The 17,627-nt window shown below is 66.1% G+C and carries 18 protein-coding genes; 8 read left to right on the top strand and 10 right to left on the bottom strand.

The genetic code is table 11. The features are described 5' to 3' along the window. Window positions 1–153 precede the first annotated feature (153 nt). Both ABZ789_RS19985 and ABZ789_RS19980 read left to right on the top strand, forming a co-directional pair. Complete coding sequence (locus tag ABZ789_RS19985) at window positions 154–1,395, top strand: aminotransferase class III-fold pyridoxal phosphate-dependent enzyme (RefSeq protein WP_358427445.1); 1,242 nt, start codon at window positions 154–156, stop codon at window positions 1,393–1,395. Between the two features lie 21 nt (window positions 1,396–1,416). Next, a complete protein-coding gene (locus tag ABZ789_RS19980) occupies window positions 1,417–1,911 on the top strand; it encodes a DUF3830 family protein (protein WP_358427442.1) in 495 nt (164 codons plus the stop codon). Window positions 1,912–1,975: 64 nt separating this feature from the next. Here ABZ789_RS19980 and ABZ789_RS19975 read toward each other — a convergent pair whose 3' ends face one another. Both ABZ789_RS19975 and ABZ789_RS19970 read right to left on the bottom strand, forming a co-directional pair. Further along, the gene (locus ABZ789_RS19975; protein ID WP_358427439.1) at window positions 1,976–3,346 is read right to left on the bottom strand and encodes an amidase; all 1,371 of its coding nucleotides are present in this window, start codon (window positions 3,344–3,346) and stop codon (window positions 1,976–1,978) included. A 31-nt stretch (window positions 3,347–3,377) separates the two neighbouring features. Then, complete coding sequence (locus ABZ789_RS19970; protein ID WP_358427436.1) at window positions 3,378–4,352, bottom strand: D-2-hydroxyacid dehydrogenase; 975 nt, start codon at window positions 4,350–4,352, stop codon at window positions 3,378–3,380. Between the two features lie 80 nt (window positions 4,353–4,432). On the opposite strand from ABZ789_RS19970, the gene ABZ789_RS19965 reads away from it, so the two are divergent. From ABZ789_RS19965 to ABZ789_RS19955, 3 genes are read left to right on the top strand one after another with little or no spacing between them, the layout of a single operon-like run. Next, window positions 4,433–5,173, top strand: coding sequence for an Asp/Glu/hydantoin racemase (locus tag ABZ789_RS19965; RefSeq protein WP_358427433.1), 741 nt, complete (start codon window positions 4,433–4,435; stop codon window positions 5,171–5,173). Then, on the top strand, window positions 5,173–5,919 hold the full coding sequence (locus tag ABZ789_RS19960) for a maleate cis-trans isomerase (RefSeq protein WP_358427430.1): 747 nt from the start codon (window positions 5,173–5,175) through the stop codon (window positions 5,917–5,919). Before ABZ789_RS19965 ends, ABZ789_RS19960 begins: the two co-directional genes overlap by 1 nt. Beyond that, the gene (locus ABZ789_RS19955) at window positions 5,906–6,610 is read left to right on the top strand and encodes a GntR family transcriptional regulator (RefSeq protein ID WP_358427427.1); all 705 of its coding nucleotides are present in this window, start codon (window positions 5,906–5,908) and stop codon (window positions 6,608–6,610) included. Before ABZ789_RS19960 ends, ABZ789_RS19955 begins: the two co-directional genes overlap by 14 nt. On the opposite strand, the gene ABZ789_RS19950 is transcribed toward ABZ789_RS19955, so the two are convergent. Continuing rightward, entirely contained in the window at window positions 6,599–7,204 is a 606-nt protein-coding gene (locus tag ABZ789_RS19950; protein WP_358427424.1) for a TetR/AcrR family transcriptional regulator, read from the bottom strand. The genes ABZ789_RS19955 and ABZ789_RS19950 overlap by 12 nt on opposite strands. A gap of 85 nt (window positions 7,205–7,289) precedes the next feature. Here ABZ789_RS19950 and ABZ789_RS19945 point away from each other — a divergent pair, with 85 nt between their 5' ends. Then, on the top strand, window positions 7,290–7,910 hold the full coding sequence (locus ABZ789_RS19945) for a hypothetical protein (RefSeq protein ID WP_358427421.1): 621 nt from the start codon (window positions 7,290–7,292) through the stop codon (window positions 7,908–7,910). Window positions 7,911–7,924: 14 nt separating this feature from the next. Here the strand turns inward: ABZ789_RS19945 and ABZ789_RS19940 are convergent, their stop codons facing one another. The 7 genes from ABZ789_RS19940 to ABZ789_RS19910 form a co-directional block, all read right to left on the bottom strand. Then, a complete protein-coding gene (locus tag ABZ789_RS19940) occupies window positions 7,925–8,662 on the bottom strand; it encodes an acetoacetate decarboxylase family protein (RefSeq protein WP_358427418.1) in 738 nt (245 codons plus the stop codon). A gap of 95 nt (window positions 8,663–8,757) precedes the next feature. Beyond that, complete coding sequence (locus ABZ789_RS19935) at window positions 8,758–9,633, bottom strand: aldo/keto reductase (RefSeq protein WP_358427415.1); 876 nt, start codon at window positions 9,631–9,633, stop codon at window positions 8,758–8,760. 252 nt (window positions 9,634–9,885) lie between these two features. Next, window positions 9,886–10,935: an acyl-CoA dehydrogenase family protein gene (locus ABZ789_RS19930; RefSeq protein WP_358427412.1), complete on the bottom strand. Its 1,050-nt coding sequence runs from the start codon at window positions 10,933–10,935 to the stop codon at window positions 9,886–9,888. Then, window positions 10,932–11,924, bottom strand: coding sequence for an acyl-CoA dehydrogenase (locus ABZ789_RS19925; RefSeq protein WP_358427409.1), 993 nt, complete (start codon window positions 11,922–11,924; stop codon window positions 10,932–10,934). Before ABZ789_RS19925 ends, ABZ789_RS19930 begins: the two co-directional genes overlap by 4 nt. After that, a complete protein-coding gene (locus tag ABZ789_RS19920; protein WP_358427406.1) occupies window positions 11,921–13,081 on the bottom strand; it encodes an acyl-CoA dehydrogenase family protein in 1,161 nt (386 codons plus the stop codon). Before ABZ789_RS19920 ends, ABZ789_RS19925 begins: the two co-directional genes overlap by 4 nt. Continuing rightward, on the bottom strand, window positions 13,081–13,953 hold the full coding sequence (locus ABZ789_RS19915) for an enoyl-CoA hydratase (protein ID WP_358427403.1): 873 nt from the start codon (window positions 13,951–13,953) through the stop codon (window positions 13,081–13,083). Before ABZ789_RS19915 ends, ABZ789_RS19920 begins: the two co-directional genes overlap by 1 nt. Continuing rightward, window positions 13,950–15,497: a FadD3 family acyl-CoA ligase gene (locus ABZ789_RS19910; protein WP_358427400.1), complete on the bottom strand. Its 1,548-nt coding sequence runs from the start codon at window positions 15,495–15,497 to the stop codon at window positions 13,950–13,952. Before ABZ789_RS19910 ends, ABZ789_RS19915 begins: the two co-directional genes overlap by 4 nt. A 44-nt stretch (window positions 15,498–15,541) precedes the next feature. Here ABZ789_RS19910 and ABZ789_RS19905 point away from each other — a divergent pair, with 44 nt between their 5' ends. After that, window positions 15,542–16,750: an acyl-CoA dehydrogenase family protein gene (locus tag ABZ789_RS19905; RefSeq protein ID WP_358427397.1), complete on the top strand. Its 1,209-nt coding sequence runs from the start codon at window positions 15,542–15,544 to the stop codon at window positions 16,748–16,750. Next, a complete protein-coding gene (locus tag ABZ789_RS19900; protein ID WP_358427394.1) occupies window positions 16,747–17,562 on the top strand; it encodes an SDR family oxidoreductase in 816 nt (271 codons plus the stop codon). Before ABZ789_RS19905 ends, ABZ789_RS19900 begins: the two co-directional genes overlap by 4 nt. The last annotated feature ends 65 nt before the right edge of the window (window positions 17,563–17,627 follow it).

Raw genomic sequence — 17,627 nt, 5'->3', positions numbered from 1 at the left:
CTTCCTGAAGTGCGAATGCCCTCCGGTAGGTCGGACGAAACGCCCCTGTTACATCGCCTGGCATTGCGCCGCACCTGCCCGCGTGTTATCCATATTGTCAACAATCCGACAACAGGCTACGGGTCCGTACCCCGGCCGTTCGGAGGGACTCTCATGACCCGCCTTTCACCACGTCTGCTTCAGGCCACTCCCGTCACCGTCGACCACGCCGAAGGGTGTTACGTCCACGGCACGGACGGACGTCGATATCTCGACTTCACCGCAGGTATCGGTGTCACGAGCACCGGCCACTGTCATCCGCACGTCGTCGAGGCCGTCCGGCGCCAGGCCGGGTCGCTCATCCACGGGCAGTACACGACGGTGATGCACCGGCCCCTGCTCGAACTCACCGAACGCCTCGGCGCGGTACTGCCCGAGACGCTCGACTCGTTGTTCTTCGCGAATTCGGGCAGCGAAGCCGTCGAAGCGGCGTTACGGCTGGCCCGGCAGGCCACAGGCCGCCCCAATATCATCGTCTTCCACGGGGGTTTTCACGGCCGGACCGTCGCGGCTGCCACGATGACGACCTCGGGAACACGCTTCTCCGCAGGCTTCTCACCACTCATGGGCGGCGTGCACATCGCTCCCTTCCCCACGGCCTATCGGTACGGCTGGTCGGAGGAGGAGGCCACCGATTTCGCACTGCGAGAACTGGATTATCTGTTCGCGACCGTTTCGGCACCCGGCGAGACCGCGGCCTTCGTCGTCGAACCCGTACTCGGTGAAGGGGGATACGTTCCCGGAAACGCGCGCTTCTTCCAGGGATTGCGACAGCGAGCCGACGAGCACGGCATCCTGCTCGTCTTCGACGAGATCCAGACGGGTTTCGGAAGAACCGGAAAGTTCTTCGGCCACCAGCACTTCGACGTACGGCCTGATGTCATCACCATAGCCAAGGGGCTCGCGAGCGGTTTCCCGCTGTCGGGGATCGCCGCTTCCGAAGAACTCATGGCGCGTGCCTGGCCGGGGTCGCAGGGCGGAACATACGGAGCCAACGCCGTCTCGTGTGCGGCGGCGGTCGCGACGCTGGAGGTGATAGAGAAGGAAGGACTCGTCGAGAATGCCGCCGTGCGCGGGCGCGAACTGCTTTCCGGTGCACGTGAAAGCGCAACCGAGGCCATCGGTGATGTGCGCGGACTCGGCCTCATGGTGGGCGTGGAGTTCACCACCGGCGGGACGCCCGACCGGGATCGCGCGAGTGCGGCGCAGCAATTGGCGTCACGGAAAGGGGTGCTGCTGTTGACCTGCGGTGCCCACATGAACGTGGTCCGTATGATCCCGCCCCTGGTCGTCACCGCACAGCAGGTCGAGGATGCGCTCGGGATCTGGTCCGAGGTTCTCGCCGAGATAGGATGATCCGTCGAACGAGGAGCCCGCGTGACCCGATACATCACCATCACTCTCGACAAGCGTGACATTGTTTGCAAGGCAAGGCTTCTCGATGGCAAAGCGCCCCTGACCTGTGCAGCCGTATGGAACGCGTTGCCTCAGAGTGGTGCCGCCTTCCACGCCAAGTACGCCCGTAACGAGCTCTACACCCTCGTACCGCGGATCGAGGCGGCACCACGTCGAGAGAACCCCACTGTGACTCCGATTCCCGGTGACATATGCCTGTTCGACTTCGAACCCTGGGAGATCGGTAATCCCGCCTACGGTTACGAGCCCGGCTCGGAAGCGCACGCGGCGCAGGGCGCCACCGACCTCGCTCTGTTCTACGGGAGGAACAACCTGCTGCTCAACGGCGACGTGGGCTGGGTGCCCGGCAACGTATTCGCGACCATCGAGGAAGGGCTGCCCGAACTCGCCGTCGCGTGCAACGACCTGTGGATCCAGGGCGTCGTGGGGGAGACCCTGAGCTTCGCTCGCGCGTAGCGCAATCCTCTTCGGACGGCAGGGAAGTCGCGCGAGCGTCGCGCGACTTCCGTGCCTGCTCCGTTCAGCTCAGTGCATGCTCGGCGAATCTCGCGACGGCGAGCAGCAGGTCGTCCGAGTGCCGCGGCCCGATGATCTGCAGACCTACCGGCAGACCCGCCGAGGTGGTCCCCACCGGGAGGCTGATGGCAGGTTGCTGTGTGAGATTGAAGGGGTAGGTGAACGGGGTCCACTGTGGCCACGAGGTCGCAGACGAACCCGGCGGTACGTCGTGGCCTGCTTCGAAGGCGGGAATCGGCATCGTCGGTGTGATCAGCACGTTGTACTTCTGATGGAAGATTCCCATCGTGATTCCGATCGACGCGGCGACCGCGCGCGCTTCGAGGTAGTCGACTGCTCCGAGATTCTCGCCGTGGCTCCACACACGCCCGAGCCCGGGATCCACCTTGTCGCGTGCGCCCTCGGGGAAGTGTCCGAGCATGGTGGCTGCGCCTGCCGCCCAAAGGTTCTCGAACGCCTCCAGAGGATCATCGAAACCGGGATCGGCCGCAGTCACCCGTAATCCGGCCTCGTCGAGGACGCGCACGGCCCGGTCGACGATCTCGCCGACCTCGGGATCCACGCGGACATATCCGAGATTCTTCGAGTAGGCGACATCCATTCCCGCCACCTCGCGGTTGAGGCCGCCGCGGAAGGTCGCAAGGGGTGGTGCCAACGCTGTGGGGTCGCGAGGGTCGGGCAGAGCGAGGATGTCGGTGAGTAATGCCGCGTCCTCGACGGTCCGCGTGATGGGTCCGGCATGCGCGAGCGGGCCGAACGGGCTCGCGGGAAAGAGGGGGATGCGCCCGTGGGTGGGTTTGAAGCCGACGACCCCGCAGAACGATGCCGGAATGCGGATGCTTCCGCCGCCGTCCGTGCCCACCGAGCACGGGCCGAAACCTGCCGCGACCGCTGCTGCACTGCCGCCGGACGAACCGCCGGCGGTCTTCGTCCGATCCACAGGATTGACGGTGACCCCGCACAGCGCCGAGTCGGTTACCGCCTTCCAGGCAATCTCGGGGGTGGTCGTCTTGCCCACCAACACCATTCCGTCCTCGCGCAGACGGGCAGCGGCCGGACTGTCCACATTCCAATCCTGGCACTCGTCGATCGCCTGCGAACCACGCAGCGTCGGCCATCCGTCAGTGAGGAAGACGTCCTTGATCGAGATCGGGACCCCGTCGAGAAGTCCTTTCGAATATCCTGTACGCCAGCGATCTTCCGACTTGCGTGCTTGCTCGAGTGCTCTTTCCTCGTCGACGAGGCAGAAGGAGTTGATCTCGGGATCGTATTGCGCGATCCGTTCCAGTACGGCCTTCGTCGCCTCGACGGGAGACAGTTCGCCTGTGGAGAATGCCGACACGAGTTCGACGGCGGTCATGTCTGTGGGCTCCATCGTGCCTCCTTGTCTCGGACGCTGCCGATCCTCACGCGCCGGGTACGTAACCGAGTTTCTTGTCAACCACGTTCCGAAGAGGTTCGCCGCTGCTCCGACGAAGGAAATTGTCGACGAAGACGTCCACCAGTGCATCGCGCCAACCGAGGAAGTCTCCCGAATTGTGTGGGGTGATCGCCACGTTCGGCATGTCCCAGAGGGGGTGATCGTCGGGTGGCGGTTCGATGTCGAGCACATCGAGGGCGGCGCCGGCGATCGTTCCCGACCGCAGCGCCGCGACCAGGTCGTCCGTGCGCACCAGTTCGCCCCGCCCGACGTTGACGAACCGTGCTCCGGGCTTCATCGCGGCGAACAGTCGAGCGTCGAACAGGTACCGGGTCTGATCGGTGAGGGGTGCAGCTACGACGACGAAATCGGCCTCGCCGACGACGCTCGGAAGGTCGCGGGTCGCGGTGACAATGCCGAAATCGGGGTCGTCGTCGCGTGGCCGCCTGCCCGATCCGCGTACCTTCATGCCCACGGCGGTGAGCAACCGCGCGATCGCACGGCCGATCGGGCCCGTGCCCACGACGAGCACGGAACGACCGGCGATACGTTCGGATTCCCGGTGCTTCCAGATGCGCTCGTGCTGGAGGCGGAGCGATTCGGAGATGTCCTTGGCGAACGCGAGTATCTGCGCGAGAACGTATTCGGCGATCGCCTCGTCGAATACGCCGCGAGAGTTGGTGACGACCACATCGCTGTCGCGAAGTTCCGGGAACATCAGGGCATCGACCCCCGCTGCTGCGACATGGATCCATCGGAGGGACTTGGCGGCATGCCACGCCTCGGGCAGGGCGTCGGTGAAGAAATCGTAGGCGAACAGAACCTCGGCGCCGTCGAGTGCGTCGGCCAGTCCGGCTCGGTCGGTGTAGCGCACGGTGGCGAGCTCGGACACCGGAGCCATCCGCCCACGATCGGGCACTGCTTCGGCATGAAGCACTGTCACGACCGGTTTCGCGTTCACGTTGACACCGTATGAGCGCCTCGTATTATTGTCAACAATCTTCAAGGCTGGGGAAACCTGCAACGAAGCCGAGGGACCATATGGAACTGAACATCCCCGAATTCGAAGGTCCCCTGGCACAGCGGGGGATCGGTGTGATCGCACCGTTCGATCTTGCGCTCGAACGCGAACTGTGGCGATGGGCGCCGCTCGAGGTGAGTCTGCATCTCGCGCGCACGCCCTACGAACCGGTGCCCGTCAGCAGGGCGATGGCGGAACTGGTGTCCGAGCGACGCCACCTCATGACCGCGACTCGCGACGTGCTGCACGTCGAACCCGAAGTCGTTGCTTATCTGTGTACTTCGGGGAGCTTCATCAAGGGGGTCACCTACGAACGCACGCTGTGTGACGCCATCTGCGAGGCAGGCGCACCGTGCGCAGTGACCAGCTCGGGCGCCCTCCTCGAGGCGCTTCGCCACCTGGAGATCACCAGGCTCTCGGTCATCACACCCTACGACGCCGAACTGACCGCCCTGCTGCACGACTTCCTGTACGAGGCAGGTGTCGAGGTCGCTCGTTCCACGCATCTCGGTCTGGGTGGGGGCATCTGGAAGGTCAACTACCGAACCATCGTCGAGCACATCATGGCTGCCGATACCGACGAGGCGGAGGCGATTTTCGTCAGCTGTACCAATCTACCGACCTACGACGTGATCGCGCCTCTCGAGCGAGAGCTGGGCAAACCGGTGCTCACGGCCAACCAGTTGACGATCTGGGCGTGCCTGGGGCGGATGAAACTTCCGATGAGTGGGCCTGGGAAATGGCTGAGAGGAGTCTTCTGATGATTCACGAGCAGCGAACGGCGACAGTGGGAATCATCTACCCGGATCACGCCGCGGAAGACGATTATCCGTACGCCGCAGATCTGCTCGGTGTGGCGCTGCCCGTCGTTCACATCTACGGCACCGATCTGCACGCGGTGCCCGAACTCCTCGATCTCGGCAATCCGGAACGCCTGGCGAGCGGGGCGGCCGAGCTCGCGGATGAGCATCTCGACGCCCTCGTCTGGGCCTGCACGTCGGGAAGCTTCGTGTACGGACCGGAGGGGGCGCGTGAGCAGGTCGACCGTCTCGCTCGCGCATCGGGAGACGTACCCACCACCAGCACCAGTTTCGCCTTCACCGCGGCCCTCCACGCTCTCGGAGCGTCACAGGTCGCAGTGGCTGCGAGCTATCCGCGCGACGTCGCAGAGTTGTTCGTCGACTTTCTCGCCGCGGCCGGAATCGGTGTGGTGTCGCTGGCCGACGCCGGGATCGACACGGCTGCCGAGGTGGGAACGCTGTCGGAGGACGCTGTGATCGAGTTCGTAGAAGGCAACGATCGGCCCGAGGCCCAGGCCGTCGTGGTGCCCGACACCGCGATGCACACCCTGCGCATCCTCCCCGAACTCGAGAAGCGGATCGGCAAGCCGGTGCTCACCGCCAACCAGGTCACCGTCTGGCACGGGCTGACGCTCGCCGGATATAGAGTGGATTGCCCGGATCTGGGCTCGCTGTTCGAGGAGGAGGCCGATCATGGTGCTCGGTGATCTGCGGGATCTACGTCCGGTGACCCGGCCGTCCACGGCCGAGCTCATCGCCGAGCAGATCAGGTCGGCCATCGTCCGAGGGACACTCGTCCCCGGGGCGCAGCTGGGCGAAGCGGAGCTCGCCGCGCACTTCGAGGTCTCCCGGGGGCCACTGCGAGAAGCCATGCAGCGGTTGTTGTCCGAAGGCCTGCTCTACAGCATTCGCAACCGCGGGATCTTCGTCGCCGAACTCACCTTCGACGACGTGGTCGACATCTATCGCAGTCGCCGGGTCATCGAGGGCGGCGCGCTCGAACTTCTGCTCGACGGACGCCGTGAGCACACCTGGAGAGAACTCGGAACTGCGATCGAGGCGATGCGCGACGCCGCGCATCGTGGAGACGCCGCCGGAGTTTCGGACGGCGACCAGCGGTTCCACGAGATTCTCGTGGAAAGTGCCGGAAGTCCACGGCTCGTGCGGGCCGCACGCACGCTGCTCGTCGAGACGAGGATGTGCCTCGGCGCGTTGCAGACCACCTATCCGGATCTCCACCGGCAGGTCGACGAGCACGTCGTCCTCCGGGATGCGATCCGCTCCGGCGAAGCCGACGATGTGCGGCGCCTGCTCGCCGAACACCTGCACGACACGGTGAGTCGTCTCCGTGAGCGTCAGGACGCCGACGGAGTGATCACTTCTCGATCACGCGCGTGAGATCGCAGCGGGTGGAGTGAACGCGGACAGGGCCGTCGTTGCAATGTAGTTCGCCGCGTCCTCCTTCCTCACCCGGCCTGCAGCGACTTCGCTTGCAGCACAATGGACGATGCTGTGCAGGACCGAGACCAGCCAGCTCGGCGGGAGGTCGGTGCGGAAGACGCCTTCGGAACATCCGCGGGTGATGAGGGTGGTCACGTGAGCGAACAGGCCGTCGTGGGCGGCATGGACGTCTTCGGCGGGGAGCGCTTGTTCGGCCGCGGTGAGGAGCGCTCCGGCGTCTGCGGTGAGCGACCACGAACCCGCGACCAGCCGTCGCAGGGCTTCCCTGGGGTCGCCGGCCAGGTCGATCTGCTCAAGGGCCTGTTCGGCTTGGGCAAGTGCACGTCGCATCACCTCGGAGACAAGATCTGCGCGCGTAGGAAAGTGGCCGTAGAGCGTGACGCGGCCGATGCCGGCGGCCTTTGCGATCTCCCCGATGCTCGCGTCGGGGTCGCGGCTCAAGGAGATGCGCGCGGCGTCGAGGACGGCCTCGATGTTCCGTTCGGCATCCGCGCGCCGCTTGAGTCGCGGGGATGTCTCGTGAGTGGTCACCGGCTCCCTCTCTTGTCGAACAGTGGTGTTCAGGTTACGCTGACCGAATAACTCGAACACTACTGTTCAACTTAGGCGGAATGCCATGACGAGCCTGGATCCCACTGCCTCCGTAATGCCCGAGGATCGATCTGCGGCCGGTTACGGCCCGGTGAGGAAGGTGCTGCGCCGTTGGCCGAGCCTCGTCGCCGCGGCCCTCGCTGCCTTCGTCCTCGCCGACGGAGGCACCGATTTTCCGGCGATCCTCACAGGCGCGGCACTCGTCTACCTCGGCGCGGCTGTGCTCGGACGTCGAGGAATGGCCTGGCCACTGTTCCTGGGCACCGTCGTGATGATCGGACTGGGCAAGTTCGCCGTGACCGCCTTCGACCTGCCGATCGAGATCACCCTGCTCATGGTCGCTCTCGGCGTCGCCGGCGCCGTCTACGGACTTGCGCGTACCGCGGCCGGTCGCGCGATGATCGTCGGTCCTTCAGCCGTGGCCATGCTCGGTTTCGGTGCCGTCGCGGCGGCTGCGGTGCTTGCCACCCCTGTTCCGGCGGGAATCGTCGTCGGGCTCGGGCTCCTGGGGCACGCCGCGTGGGACTGTGCCCACTTCCGGCGTAACACCGTGGTAGCTCGTTCGCTCGCAGAGTTCTGTGGGGTGCTCGACACTCTGCTTGGCATCGCGGTCATCGTTCTGGTGGCAGTAGGCACGCTTTCCTGACTGCAGGAGCCTCGTCAGACGACCGTCGCGTCGCCGAAGGTCATCCTCAACTCCGAGATCACCGATGTCGCGAGGGCGCGCCTCGGGAGCCCCAGTTCTCGAAGTTCCTCCGCGATCGGGTGGTGCCCCAGGCGCAGTCCGGCCCCTCCGATGCGGGCGCGGACACCACTGGGATTCATCTCCCAGGTCGTGCGCCGGGTCGCGCCGTCGAGATGCGAGTACGCCGCAAACGATGCTGCGATTCCCTTGCCGCATAACGGAACACCCGACGCTACGGTCAATTCGGCGATCAGCTCGCCATCGGCGGACACGGACCCTCGTCGTGCGGCGCTGTGGTGGTCGGTGTCGAAATGGGCCAGTGTCTTGGGGAAACCCCAGATGCCCCGTCCCGCAGCGAGAGTGAACTCCCCGTCGACCGGCAGGCGGTGGATGAGGGCACCGGCCCCACCCGTGGCCAGGCTGCGCAGGTCCTGCAGTACCGAACCGCCGGGTCGCTCGTGGTCGCGAACGAGGAAGCACACACCGAACTCGTTGTACGGTCCGAGGTCGCCGTCGATGTAGTCGACGAACACGAGAGTGCAGATCCCGCGCCCCGGCCGGAACTGCAGAACCTCGAGCCCGGTGGGGGCGATCAACTCCTGTGCGGAGTGCGCGGGGACGGAGAACATCGCCATGAACGCCGTCGCGGTCCGCACCTGTACGGGCATTGTGACCTGCTGTCCGAGAACCAGATGCGTGCTCGACTCGCTCATTGCTGCCCTTCCGGATGGAACGCGCGTACCCGAGTAATGAGAACACGTTCCAATCCGGAAGGGAAGGAGCCGGCGCCCCCGCTTCGTGTGGATGATCAGTCGGGGGCACCCATATTCATCTCGTCGGGATGCATCCCCACGCGGGTCCCGTCGTCGAGCGTGTCGAGTTCGCTGAGGTCGAGTTCGTCGAGCTCGAAATCGAAGACGTCGATGTTCTGGCCGATGCGTTCCTCGTGCACGGATTTCGGGATCACGACGAGGCCGTTCTGCAGGTGCCAGCGGATCAGTACCTGCGCGGCCGACTTGCTGTGCCGGTCGGCGATGCGCGTGACGATCGGGTCGACGAGCAAAGTGTTCGGCTTGGAGTTCGGGCCCCAACCGGAGTTGCTCGTGCCGCCGAGCGGGCTCCACGACTCGACCGCGATGCCGTGCTCGGATGCAAATCGGCGGATCTCGGTCTGGGGAAGGTGCGGATGCAGTTCCACCTGGTCGACGGCCGGTAGCATCCCGCCGCGATCGATGAGCAATTGCAGATGGTGCGGTTCGAAGTTGCATACTCCGATGGCCTTCGCGCGGCCCGACTCGGCGATCTTCTCGAGCGCGTCCCAGGTACGCAGGATCCGTTCGCGGTCCTGCAACGGCCAGTGGATCAGGTACAGGTCGACATAGTCGGTGCCCAGCTTCTTCAGGCTCGCATCGAACGCCTTCAGTGCGGGCTCGTACCCCTGGTCGGAGTTCCACAGCTTGGTGGTGACGAAGATGTTCTCGCGCGGCACCGACGACGCGGCGAGAGCACGACCGACGCCTTCCTCGTTGCCGTAGGCCGCGGCCGTGTCGATATGCCGATAGCCGGCCTCGTCGATGGCATACCGGACGGCGCGTTCGGTCTCGTCGTTGGTGGCCTGCCAGACTCCCAGGCCCAGCTGCGGGATCGTCGTTCCGGAGTTCAGCGTGATATCGGGAGTTGTCATCCGTCCAGGCTAACCGCGGCATCGGCCCGGCACACGGAAGCGCGCGACCGTCGCACCGCGCTGTACTGCGGCTCGGTCACCCACCGGGACCGTGGCGTGAATGCTCTACGTCCCCGCCACGACGATGCGGCGGGGACGTAGAGAGAGCTGAGCCGAGGGGCCGGGAAGCGGCACCTAGCGGAGAGTGCGGTCGGTGACGCGGTCGCTGCTTCCCGCGGTGCGGAAGGCCGTATCGACGGCATCGACCATTGCTCAGGCCGTCACGGCCGCCAGGTATTCGCGAGGTTGTCCGAACAACTGGGCGCTGCCGTGCGCTCGCTTGAAGAACAACTGCGCGTCGTGCTCCCACGTGATCGCGATACCGCCGTGCAATTGGACGGCCTCCGACGCGACGTGGCGCAGCGCCTCGGAACAGTAGATCTTCGCGGCGTATGCATCCTGCGGATCCTGTGACAGCACCGCCGCATACGACATCGAACGGGCCGTCTCCACCTGTGCGTACATGTCGGCCATTCGATGCTTGAGCGCCTGGAACGAGCCGATCGCACGCCCGAACTGCTTGCGGTTCTTCGCATACTCGACTGTCAGGTCGAGGGCAGCCTGTGCCGCACCGACCTGCTCGGCCGACACCGCGACGATTGCGGCGACGCGGAGCCGCTCGAGAAGATCAGGGGAGGACGGGATGCGGGTGGCGGTCACCGCCGAGAACGTCACCTCGGCGAGTGTGCGCGTCGGATCCATCGTCGGAACCCGGCGTCGCGTTATCCCGTCCGCGGCCGGATCGACCTCGAACAGTGCGACATCGTCGCCGTCGCGCGCCAGTACGAGCAGTGTCGAGGCCACGTCGCCGCCGAGCACATAGTGGGCAGTACCCGTGAGGACGTCCCCATCGGCGACGACTCCAGGCTTGTCCCAGCCGAATTCGGATGCCCAGCAGACCGCGACGATCTCGCCTGCGGCGATACCCGGCAACAGGCGCGCGGCAGCATCGGTGTTCCCGGACAGCAACAGCGTCTGGGCCGCCAGCACAGCCGAACCGAGGAACGGCGTGGGTGCCAGGGTCCGGCCGAGCTCCTCGAGGACGACGTGGGTCTCGGCTGCAGACGCACCGATGCCGTCGTACTCCTCCGGAATGGCCAGGGCCGCAACGCCGATCTGTTCGACGAGCATCGTCCACAGGTCGGCGTCGTATCCGTTCTCGGACGCGATCGCACCGCGAACCGCCGACGAATCTGCGTGCTTGGCGAGAAGGGTGCGCACCGACTCCCGCAGGGCGGCGCGTTCCTCGGTCTCGAAGGTCATGATGTTGCTCCGGCCTTCTCGTTCTCCGCCGCTTCGAGAGCCTCGACGACCCGCGCGCGGTGTGCGTCGGGCGTGCCCCACGCGGTCACCAGCGCGCGAACCTTCGTGATCCACAGCGACAGGTCGTACTCCTGGGTATATCCGATGGCACCGTGCACCTGCAGTGCGGTGCGGGCGGCAAGGTACGCGGCGTCACCGCACGCGACCTTGGCAGCCGAGATGTCCCGCGACGCGGTGGGGAGTCCATCGCGCACTGCGAGGGCAGCGGCGTGCAGCAACGGCCGAGCCATCTCGAGAGCGACCGCGACCTCCGCGCAGTGGTGCTTCACGGCCTGGAAGGAGCCGATCGCCCGTCCGAACTGCTTCCGCTGCTGCGCGTACTCGACCGTGGTGTCGAGCAACGTCCGGCCGAGACCCTGCAGCTGGGCGGCAGCGGCGAGCACGCCGATGTCGAATGCCGCCGCGGTGTCGGCAGAGCCGAGATGCTCGTCTGCCGAGAGCGGGAAGAGCCGACGTGACCGGTCGACCGATTCGCGCGCCTCACCCGTCGCGCCCGTCGACACGTTTCCGTCCGCGACGTGCAGGACGAGATCGGCGACGTGTGCGTCCGTGGCGTAGGGAACGTGGGGGAGCAGCGCGACCGTGGCGAGGGAACCGGCAGCGAGCGGTGCGAGCCGCTCCGGAGCAACGGCGGCGAGCAGAGCCGGAACCACAGCGACGGTCTCGACGACCGGGCCGGGTACGGCGTGGCGGCCGAGCTGTTCGACGGCGACGACGAGGTCGACCGCATCGGCGCCGAGGCCGTCGTGCTCCTCGGCCACGAGCAGGCCGTTGACACCGGTCTCGGCGAGCCGCTGCCACACCTGGAGGCCCGGAGCCGTGTCGCCGCTGTTCCAGGCGCGGATCACGAAAGGCATGTCCGACTTGGTCAGCAGGGCGTCGATACTGGACGCAAAGTCCTCATGGGACTCGTCGAGTGCGAATCTCATCGGTCACCCCTCGGGAGGCCGAGCAGGCGCTCGGCGATGACGTTCTTCTGGATTTCGTTGGTGCCGGCGTAGATCGGTCCCGACAATGAGAACAGGTAGCCGTCCGTCCAGCGGTCGACGATCTCGGCGTCGGGGCCTTGAAGGTCGAGTGCCGTCTCGTGGGCGGCGATGTCCCAGTCGGACCAGAACACCTTGTTGATGGACGACTCGGCGCCCAGCTGCCCGCCGTTGCGCAGACGCGTCACGGTCGCCCAGGTCGACAGTTCGTAGGCACGGGCACCGATCCAGGCATCCGCGACGCGGTTGCGGAGGGTGGTGTCGCCGTGGAGTGCGGAGTCGCGGTATGCGCTCAGCAGCCGATCGGTGGTCGCGAGGAAGCGACCCGGCGCGCGCAGCGACAGGCCCCGCTCGTTGGACGCGGTGCTCATCGCGACGCGCCACCCCTCGTTCACACCGCCGATGACGCCGGACTCGCCGGGCTTGTCGGGGTCGTCGGGAACAAAGACGTCCTCGAGGAAGATCTCCGCGAAACCGGGTTCGCCGTCGAGCTGCGGGATGGGGCGGACAGTGACCCCCTCGGCACGCAGGTCGAACATGAAGTACGTGATTCCCTTGTGGCGCTGGGCCTCCGGATCGGATCGGAACAATCCGAAGCCCATATCGGCGTAGGACGCGCGTGAGCTCCACGTCTTCTGGCCGTTGAGCAACCAGCCACCGTCCACCTTCGTGGCGGTCGAGCGCAACGAAGCGAGGTCCGAACCGGCTTCGGGTTCCGACCACGCCTGCGCCCAGATGTCGTCGGCGCGTGCCATGCGGGGCATGATGCGTGCGAGCTGCTCGGGGTGCGCGTGCTCGAAGAGCGTGGGGGCGAGCAGGAAGATCCCGTTCTGGCTCACGCGTCCCGGTGCGCCGGCACGGTAGTACTCCTCCTCGAACACCACCCACTGCTCGAGCGTCGCGTCGCGACCTCCGAGTTCCTCGGGCCACGAGACGACGGACAGTCGTGCGTCGGCCAGTCGCCGCTCCCACTCGCGGTGCTGTTCGAAGCCTTCCGCGGTGTCCATCGACTTCAGCGGTGTGCTCGGAATGTTCGCCTCGAGGAAGGCGCGCACTTCGTCGCGGAATGCGACAGTGGCGTCGTCGAGTTCGAGATTCACTACTTGGACCCTTCCTGGACCGGTCGCGCGCTCGCGGCCATCGACTTGGCGTTCATGCCGCCGAGGGAGTCGGTGCCGACCTCGGCGTTGTAGGAGTGAGCAAAATGGTGCAGACCGAAGACCGAGTCCATGCCGTTACGCATGCCCATCTGGTCCTCGCACTGATTGACCGCGCGCTTGGTCAGCGCCAGGCCGAAGCGCGGCATCTCCGCGATGCGGGCGGCGAGGGCGAGGGTCTCGGACTCGAGCTCCTCGCGCGGGACCACACGGTTGACCATGCCCACCTCGTAGGCACGCTGCGCGGAGAAACGGTCGCCGGTGTAGAGGATCTCCTTCGCGAACCGAGTGCCGAGAACCCACGGGTGTGCGAAGTACTCGACGCCGGGGATGCCCATGCGCACGACGGGATCGGAGAAGAACGCATCTTCGGAGGCGACGATGAGGTCGCACACCCACGCGAGCATCAGCCCACCTGCGATGCAGGCGCCCTGCACCGAGGCGATGGTGGGCTTGGGGATCTCACGCCAACGGCGGCACATCCCCAGGTACACCTCCATCTCGCGGGCGTAGCGCTGGTCGCCGCCTTCCTTGTCGACGTGGTCCCACCACATGACGGCCTTGTTGTCGTAGTGCACGTGGTGATCGCGGCCCGGGGTACCCAGATCGTGTCCGGCCGAGAAGTGCTTGCCGTTGCCGGCCAGCACGATCACCTTCACTTCGTCGTCCTCGACCGCCTTCTCGAAGGCCGCATCGAGTGCGTAGGTCATGACCGAGTTCTGAGCGTTGCGGTAGTCGGGGCGGTTCAGGGTGACGATCGCGACACCGTCGCGCACCTCATAGGTGACGACGTCGGGTTCGAACGGGACGGTCATGACTTCTCCTCACGCAGAACGTTCTTCAGTACCTTGCCGGACGGGTTTCGTGGCAGCGCGTCGACGAACCGGACCGAGCGCGGCGCCTTGAAGTTGGCGAGTTTCTCTCTGGCATACGCGATCACGTCGTCCTCGGTGAGGGAATGTCCGTCCAGCGGGACGACGAAAGCCCTCCCGACCTCGCCCATGCGCCCGTCCGGAACGCCGATCACTGCGACCTCGTGGACACCCGGCAGGCGCAGCAGCACCGCCTCGACCTCGGCGGGATACACGTTGAATCCGCCACTGATGTACATGTCCTTGAGGCGGTCGGTGATGTCGAGATAGCCACGCTCGTCCAGCACACCCACGTCGCCGGTGTGCAGCCAGCCGTCTTCGTCGATCGTGTTCGCGGTGGCCTCCGGATCGTCGAGATATCCGAGCATCACGTTGGGTCCGCGCAGGAGGATCTCGTCCTTGTCACCGATACGTACCTCGAAGTCGGCCGTAGCGCGGCCGGACGAGTTGGAGACGGTCACGGGGTCGTCGTCGATTCGGCACATCGTCGCGACCACAGCTTCGGTCTGTCCGTAAGCGGTGAGCACGGCGTCGAAGCTCAGTTCGTTCTGCATGCGTTCGACGAGGGAGACGGGAACCGGCGCGGCGCCGGTGACGGCCACGCGCAGGTTGGACAGGTCGTAGTCGCCGCGACGAGGGTGGTCGAGAATGCTCTGGTAGATCGTCGGTGCGCCCGGCAGCACGCTGATGTTCTCGCGCGCCACGATTGCCATGACCTTCTCGGTGTCGAAGACGGCCATCGGCACGACGGTGGCCCCCGCGAGCAGAGCCGCGACGAAACCGGCCTTGTACCCGAAACTGTGGAAGAACGGGTTGATGATCAGATAGTTGTCGTCGGGGGTGAGCGCAGCGCAGTCGGCCCAGGCCTGTGCCACACCGATGAGCTGGCGGTGTGCGCTGAGCACACCCTTGCTGCGCCCGGTCGTGCCCGACGTGAACAGGATGTCGCAGACGTCGTCGGGTTGTACCGAGTGCGCGCGCTCGTCTGCCTGTTCGAGCAGTGGATCCGTGGCGAGCCCGAGGAAGTCGTCCCACTCGATGACGTCTTCGTTCGGGGTGTCGTTGCCGCCCAGCGGAATTCGTACCACCGTCGGGATGGTGAGATCGGGTGCGGCCTCACGCAGGGCTGCGTACCGGTCGGTTCCGAGGAAGTCGCCGGCCACGACGAGGGCGGCGGCCCGCACCCGTTCGACTATGTCGGCGGCCTCGCTGCCGGTGTACCGGGTGTTGACCGGGACGATGACTCCGCCCGCCCAGTGCACGCCCAGTGCTGCGATCTCCCAATGGAATGTGTTGGGCGACCAGATGGCGACGCGCTCGCCGGGTTGCAGGCCGCGCGCCACGAGCGCGGCAGCGAAAACCCGGACGCGTTCGTGCAGTTGGGCGAAGGTCAACCGGGTGTCGCCGTCGACGAGGGCGTACCGGTCGGCGTGGTCGCGGGCGGCACGGATGAGGGCGGCCGGCGTGGTTCCGGGTGTTGTGTTCACGTAGCTCCCTACCTAGCAATTGCTTGGTAGGTTATCGTACAGACGTGCACGAGAGCGAGAGCCAGGACAATGCGGAGTTCGCAGCCACCGTACGCCAGTGGCTCGAAGACAATCTGACCGGCGAATTCGCCGAGATCAGAGGTAGTGGCGGACCCGGCAGCGAACACGAATTCTTCGAACAGCGGCTCGCCTGGGACCGTCATCTTGCGGCTGCCGGATGGACCTGCATCGGGTGGCCCACCGAGTACGGCGGACGCGGCGCGACGATGGATCAGCGCGTGATCTTCCACGAGGAGTACGCGAAGGCGAACGCGCCTGCGCGCGTCAATCACCTCGGTGAAGAACTGCTCGGTCCCACGCTGATCGCCTTCGGAACCGAGGAGCAGAAGAAGCGCTTCCTCCCCGGCATCCGTGATGTCACCGAGCTGTGGGCGCAGGGTTACTCGGAGCCGGGCGCCGGTTCCGACCTCGCCAATGTCTCCACCACCGCGCGGCTCGTGGGTGACAAATGGGTCATCAACGGTCAGAAGGTGTGGACCTCACTGGCGCACGTCGCGCAGTGGGCTTTCGTCGTCGCCCGCACGGAACCGGGTTCGACGCGTCACCACGGACTGAGCTTCCTGCTCGTCCCGCTCGATCAACCCGGCGTGACCGTGCGGCCCATCCAGCAGCTGACCGGTACCTCCGAGTTCAACGAGGTCTTCTTCGACGACGCCGTCACCGACGCCGACCTCGTCGTCGGTGCCCCCGGCGACGGCTGGAAGGTCGCGATGGGACTGCTGACCTTCGAGCGAGGGGTCTCCACACTCGGTCAGCAGATCGGCTTCGCCCGCGAACTCGACGGCATCGTCGACATCGCACGGAGCAACGGGGCATTCGACGACCCGCACATCCGCGAACGCATCGCTCGGGCGAGAATCGGATTGCGTGTCATGCGTTCTCACGCCCTGCGTACCCTCGGGGACGCAGATCCGGGCCAGGCTTCGGTCGCGAAGCTGCTGTGGGCGAACTGGCACCGTGATCTCGGTGAACTCGCGATGGACGTGCAGGGCGCGGTCTCGCTCGTCGGGCCCGGTCGAGATCATGCCGGGAAGCCGTCCGACATCACCGATCCAGAGCATCTCGAACTCGCGGAGTGGCAGCGTCTGTTCCTGTTCACCCGCGCCGACACCATTTACGGCGGATCCAACGAGGTCCAGCGCAACATCATCGCCGAGCGAGTGCTCGGCCTTCCCCGGGAGGCACGTCCGTGACCGCTTCAACCCAGACCACCTCGCCCCTCGCGACTCCGCCTGTCGAGACCCCCGGCCACGGCCTCCTCGCCGGTAAGAAGGTCGTCGTCACCGCTGCGGCCGGGACCGGGATCGGGTTCTCGTCCGCGCGGCGGGCACTGCTCGAGGGCGCCGACGTGCTGATCTCCGATTTCCACGAGCGCCGGCTCGGTGAGGCGGCGGACAAGCTCGCTGCGGAGTTCCCGGAGCAGCAGGTCGCGGCGATCGTGTGCGACGTCTCGTCCACCGAACAGGTCGACGCGCTCATCACCGGAGCGGCCGAGCAGCTCGGGCGGATCGACGTCCTGATCAACAACGCCGGTCTCGGGGGCGAGACCCCGGTCGTGGACATGACCGACGAGCAGTGGGATCGCGTCCTCGATATCACCCTCACCAGCACCTTCCGCGCCACCCGCGCGGCGCTGCGGTACTTCCGCTCGGTCGACCACGGCGGCGTGCTCGTCAACAACGCGTCGGTCCTCGGCTGGCGCGCGCAGCATTCGCAGGCGCACTACGCTGCCGCGAAGGCCGGTGTCATGGCACTGACCCGCTGCTCCGCGATCGAGGCTGCCGAATACGGGGTGCGGATCAATGCCGTCGCCCCCTCCATCGCACGCCACGCCTTCCTCGCGAAGGTCACCAGTGAGGAACTGCTCGATCGGCTTGCCTCCGACGAGGCGTTCGGGCGGGCTGCGGAGGTCTGGGAGGTCGCGGCGACGATTGCGATGCTCGCGAGCGACTACACCACCTACCTGACCGGCGAGGTCGTGTCGGTCTCCTCGCAGCGCGCCTGACCGCGCCCGTGTGCGGATCCGGTGGCGCCGGCAACCGGAAAAGCACACGGCAGCTTGAAAGGATG

The sequence above is a fragment of the Rhodococcus sp. NPDC047139 genome (assembly GCF_040643435.1).
In the GTDB taxonomy this organism is placed as follows: Bacteria; Actinomycetota; Actinomycetes; order Mycobacteriales; family Mycobacteriaceae; genus Rhodococcus.
This window is presented reverse-complemented; position numbering and strand designations above follow the sequence as displayed.

Coding starts and splice junctions, on each gene's coding strand:
- ABZ789_RS19975 (WP_358427439.1), bottom strand. CDS start 3,346: ATGGAGCCCACAGACATGACCGCCGTCGAACTCGTGTCGGCATTCTCC.
- ABZ789_RS19940 (WP_358427418.1), bottom strand. CDS start 8,662: ATGAGCGAGTCGAGCACGCATCTGGTTCTCGGACAGCAGGTCACAATG.
- ABZ789_RS19930 (WP_358427412.1), bottom strand. CDS start 10,935: ATGACCTTCGAGACCGAGGAACGCGCCGCCCTGCGGGAGTCGGTGCGC.
- ABZ789_RS19955 (WP_358427427.1), top strand. CDS start 5,906: ATGGTGCTCGGTGATCTGCGGGATCTACGTCCGGTGACCCGGCCGTCC.
- ABZ789_RS19915 (WP_358427403.1), bottom strand. CDS start 13,953: ATGACCGTCCCGTTCGAACCCGACGTCGTCACCTATGAGGTGCGCGAC.
- ABZ789_RS19960 (WP_358427430.1), top strand. CDS start 5,173: ATGATTCACGAGCAGCGAACGGCGACAGTGGGAATCATCTACCCGGAT.
- ABZ789_RS19935 (WP_358427415.1), bottom strand. CDS start 9,633: ATGACAACTCCCGATATCACGCTGAACTCCGGAACGACGATCCCGCAG.
- ABZ789_RS19965 (WP_358427433.1), top strand. CDS start 4,433: ATGGAACTGAACATCCCCGAATTCGAAGGTCCCCTGGCACAGCGGGGG.
- ABZ789_RS19945 (WP_358427421.1), top strand. CDS start 7,290: ATGACGAGCCTGGATCCCACTGCCTCCGTAATGCCCGAGGATCGATCT.
- ABZ789_RS19985 (WP_358427445.1), top strand. CDS start 154: ATGACCCGCCTTTCACCACGTCTGCTTCAGGCCACTCCCGTCACCGTC.
- ABZ789_RS19925 (WP_358427409.1), bottom strand. CDS start 11,924: ATGAGATTCGCACTCGACGAGTCCCATGAGGACTTTGCGTCCAGTATC.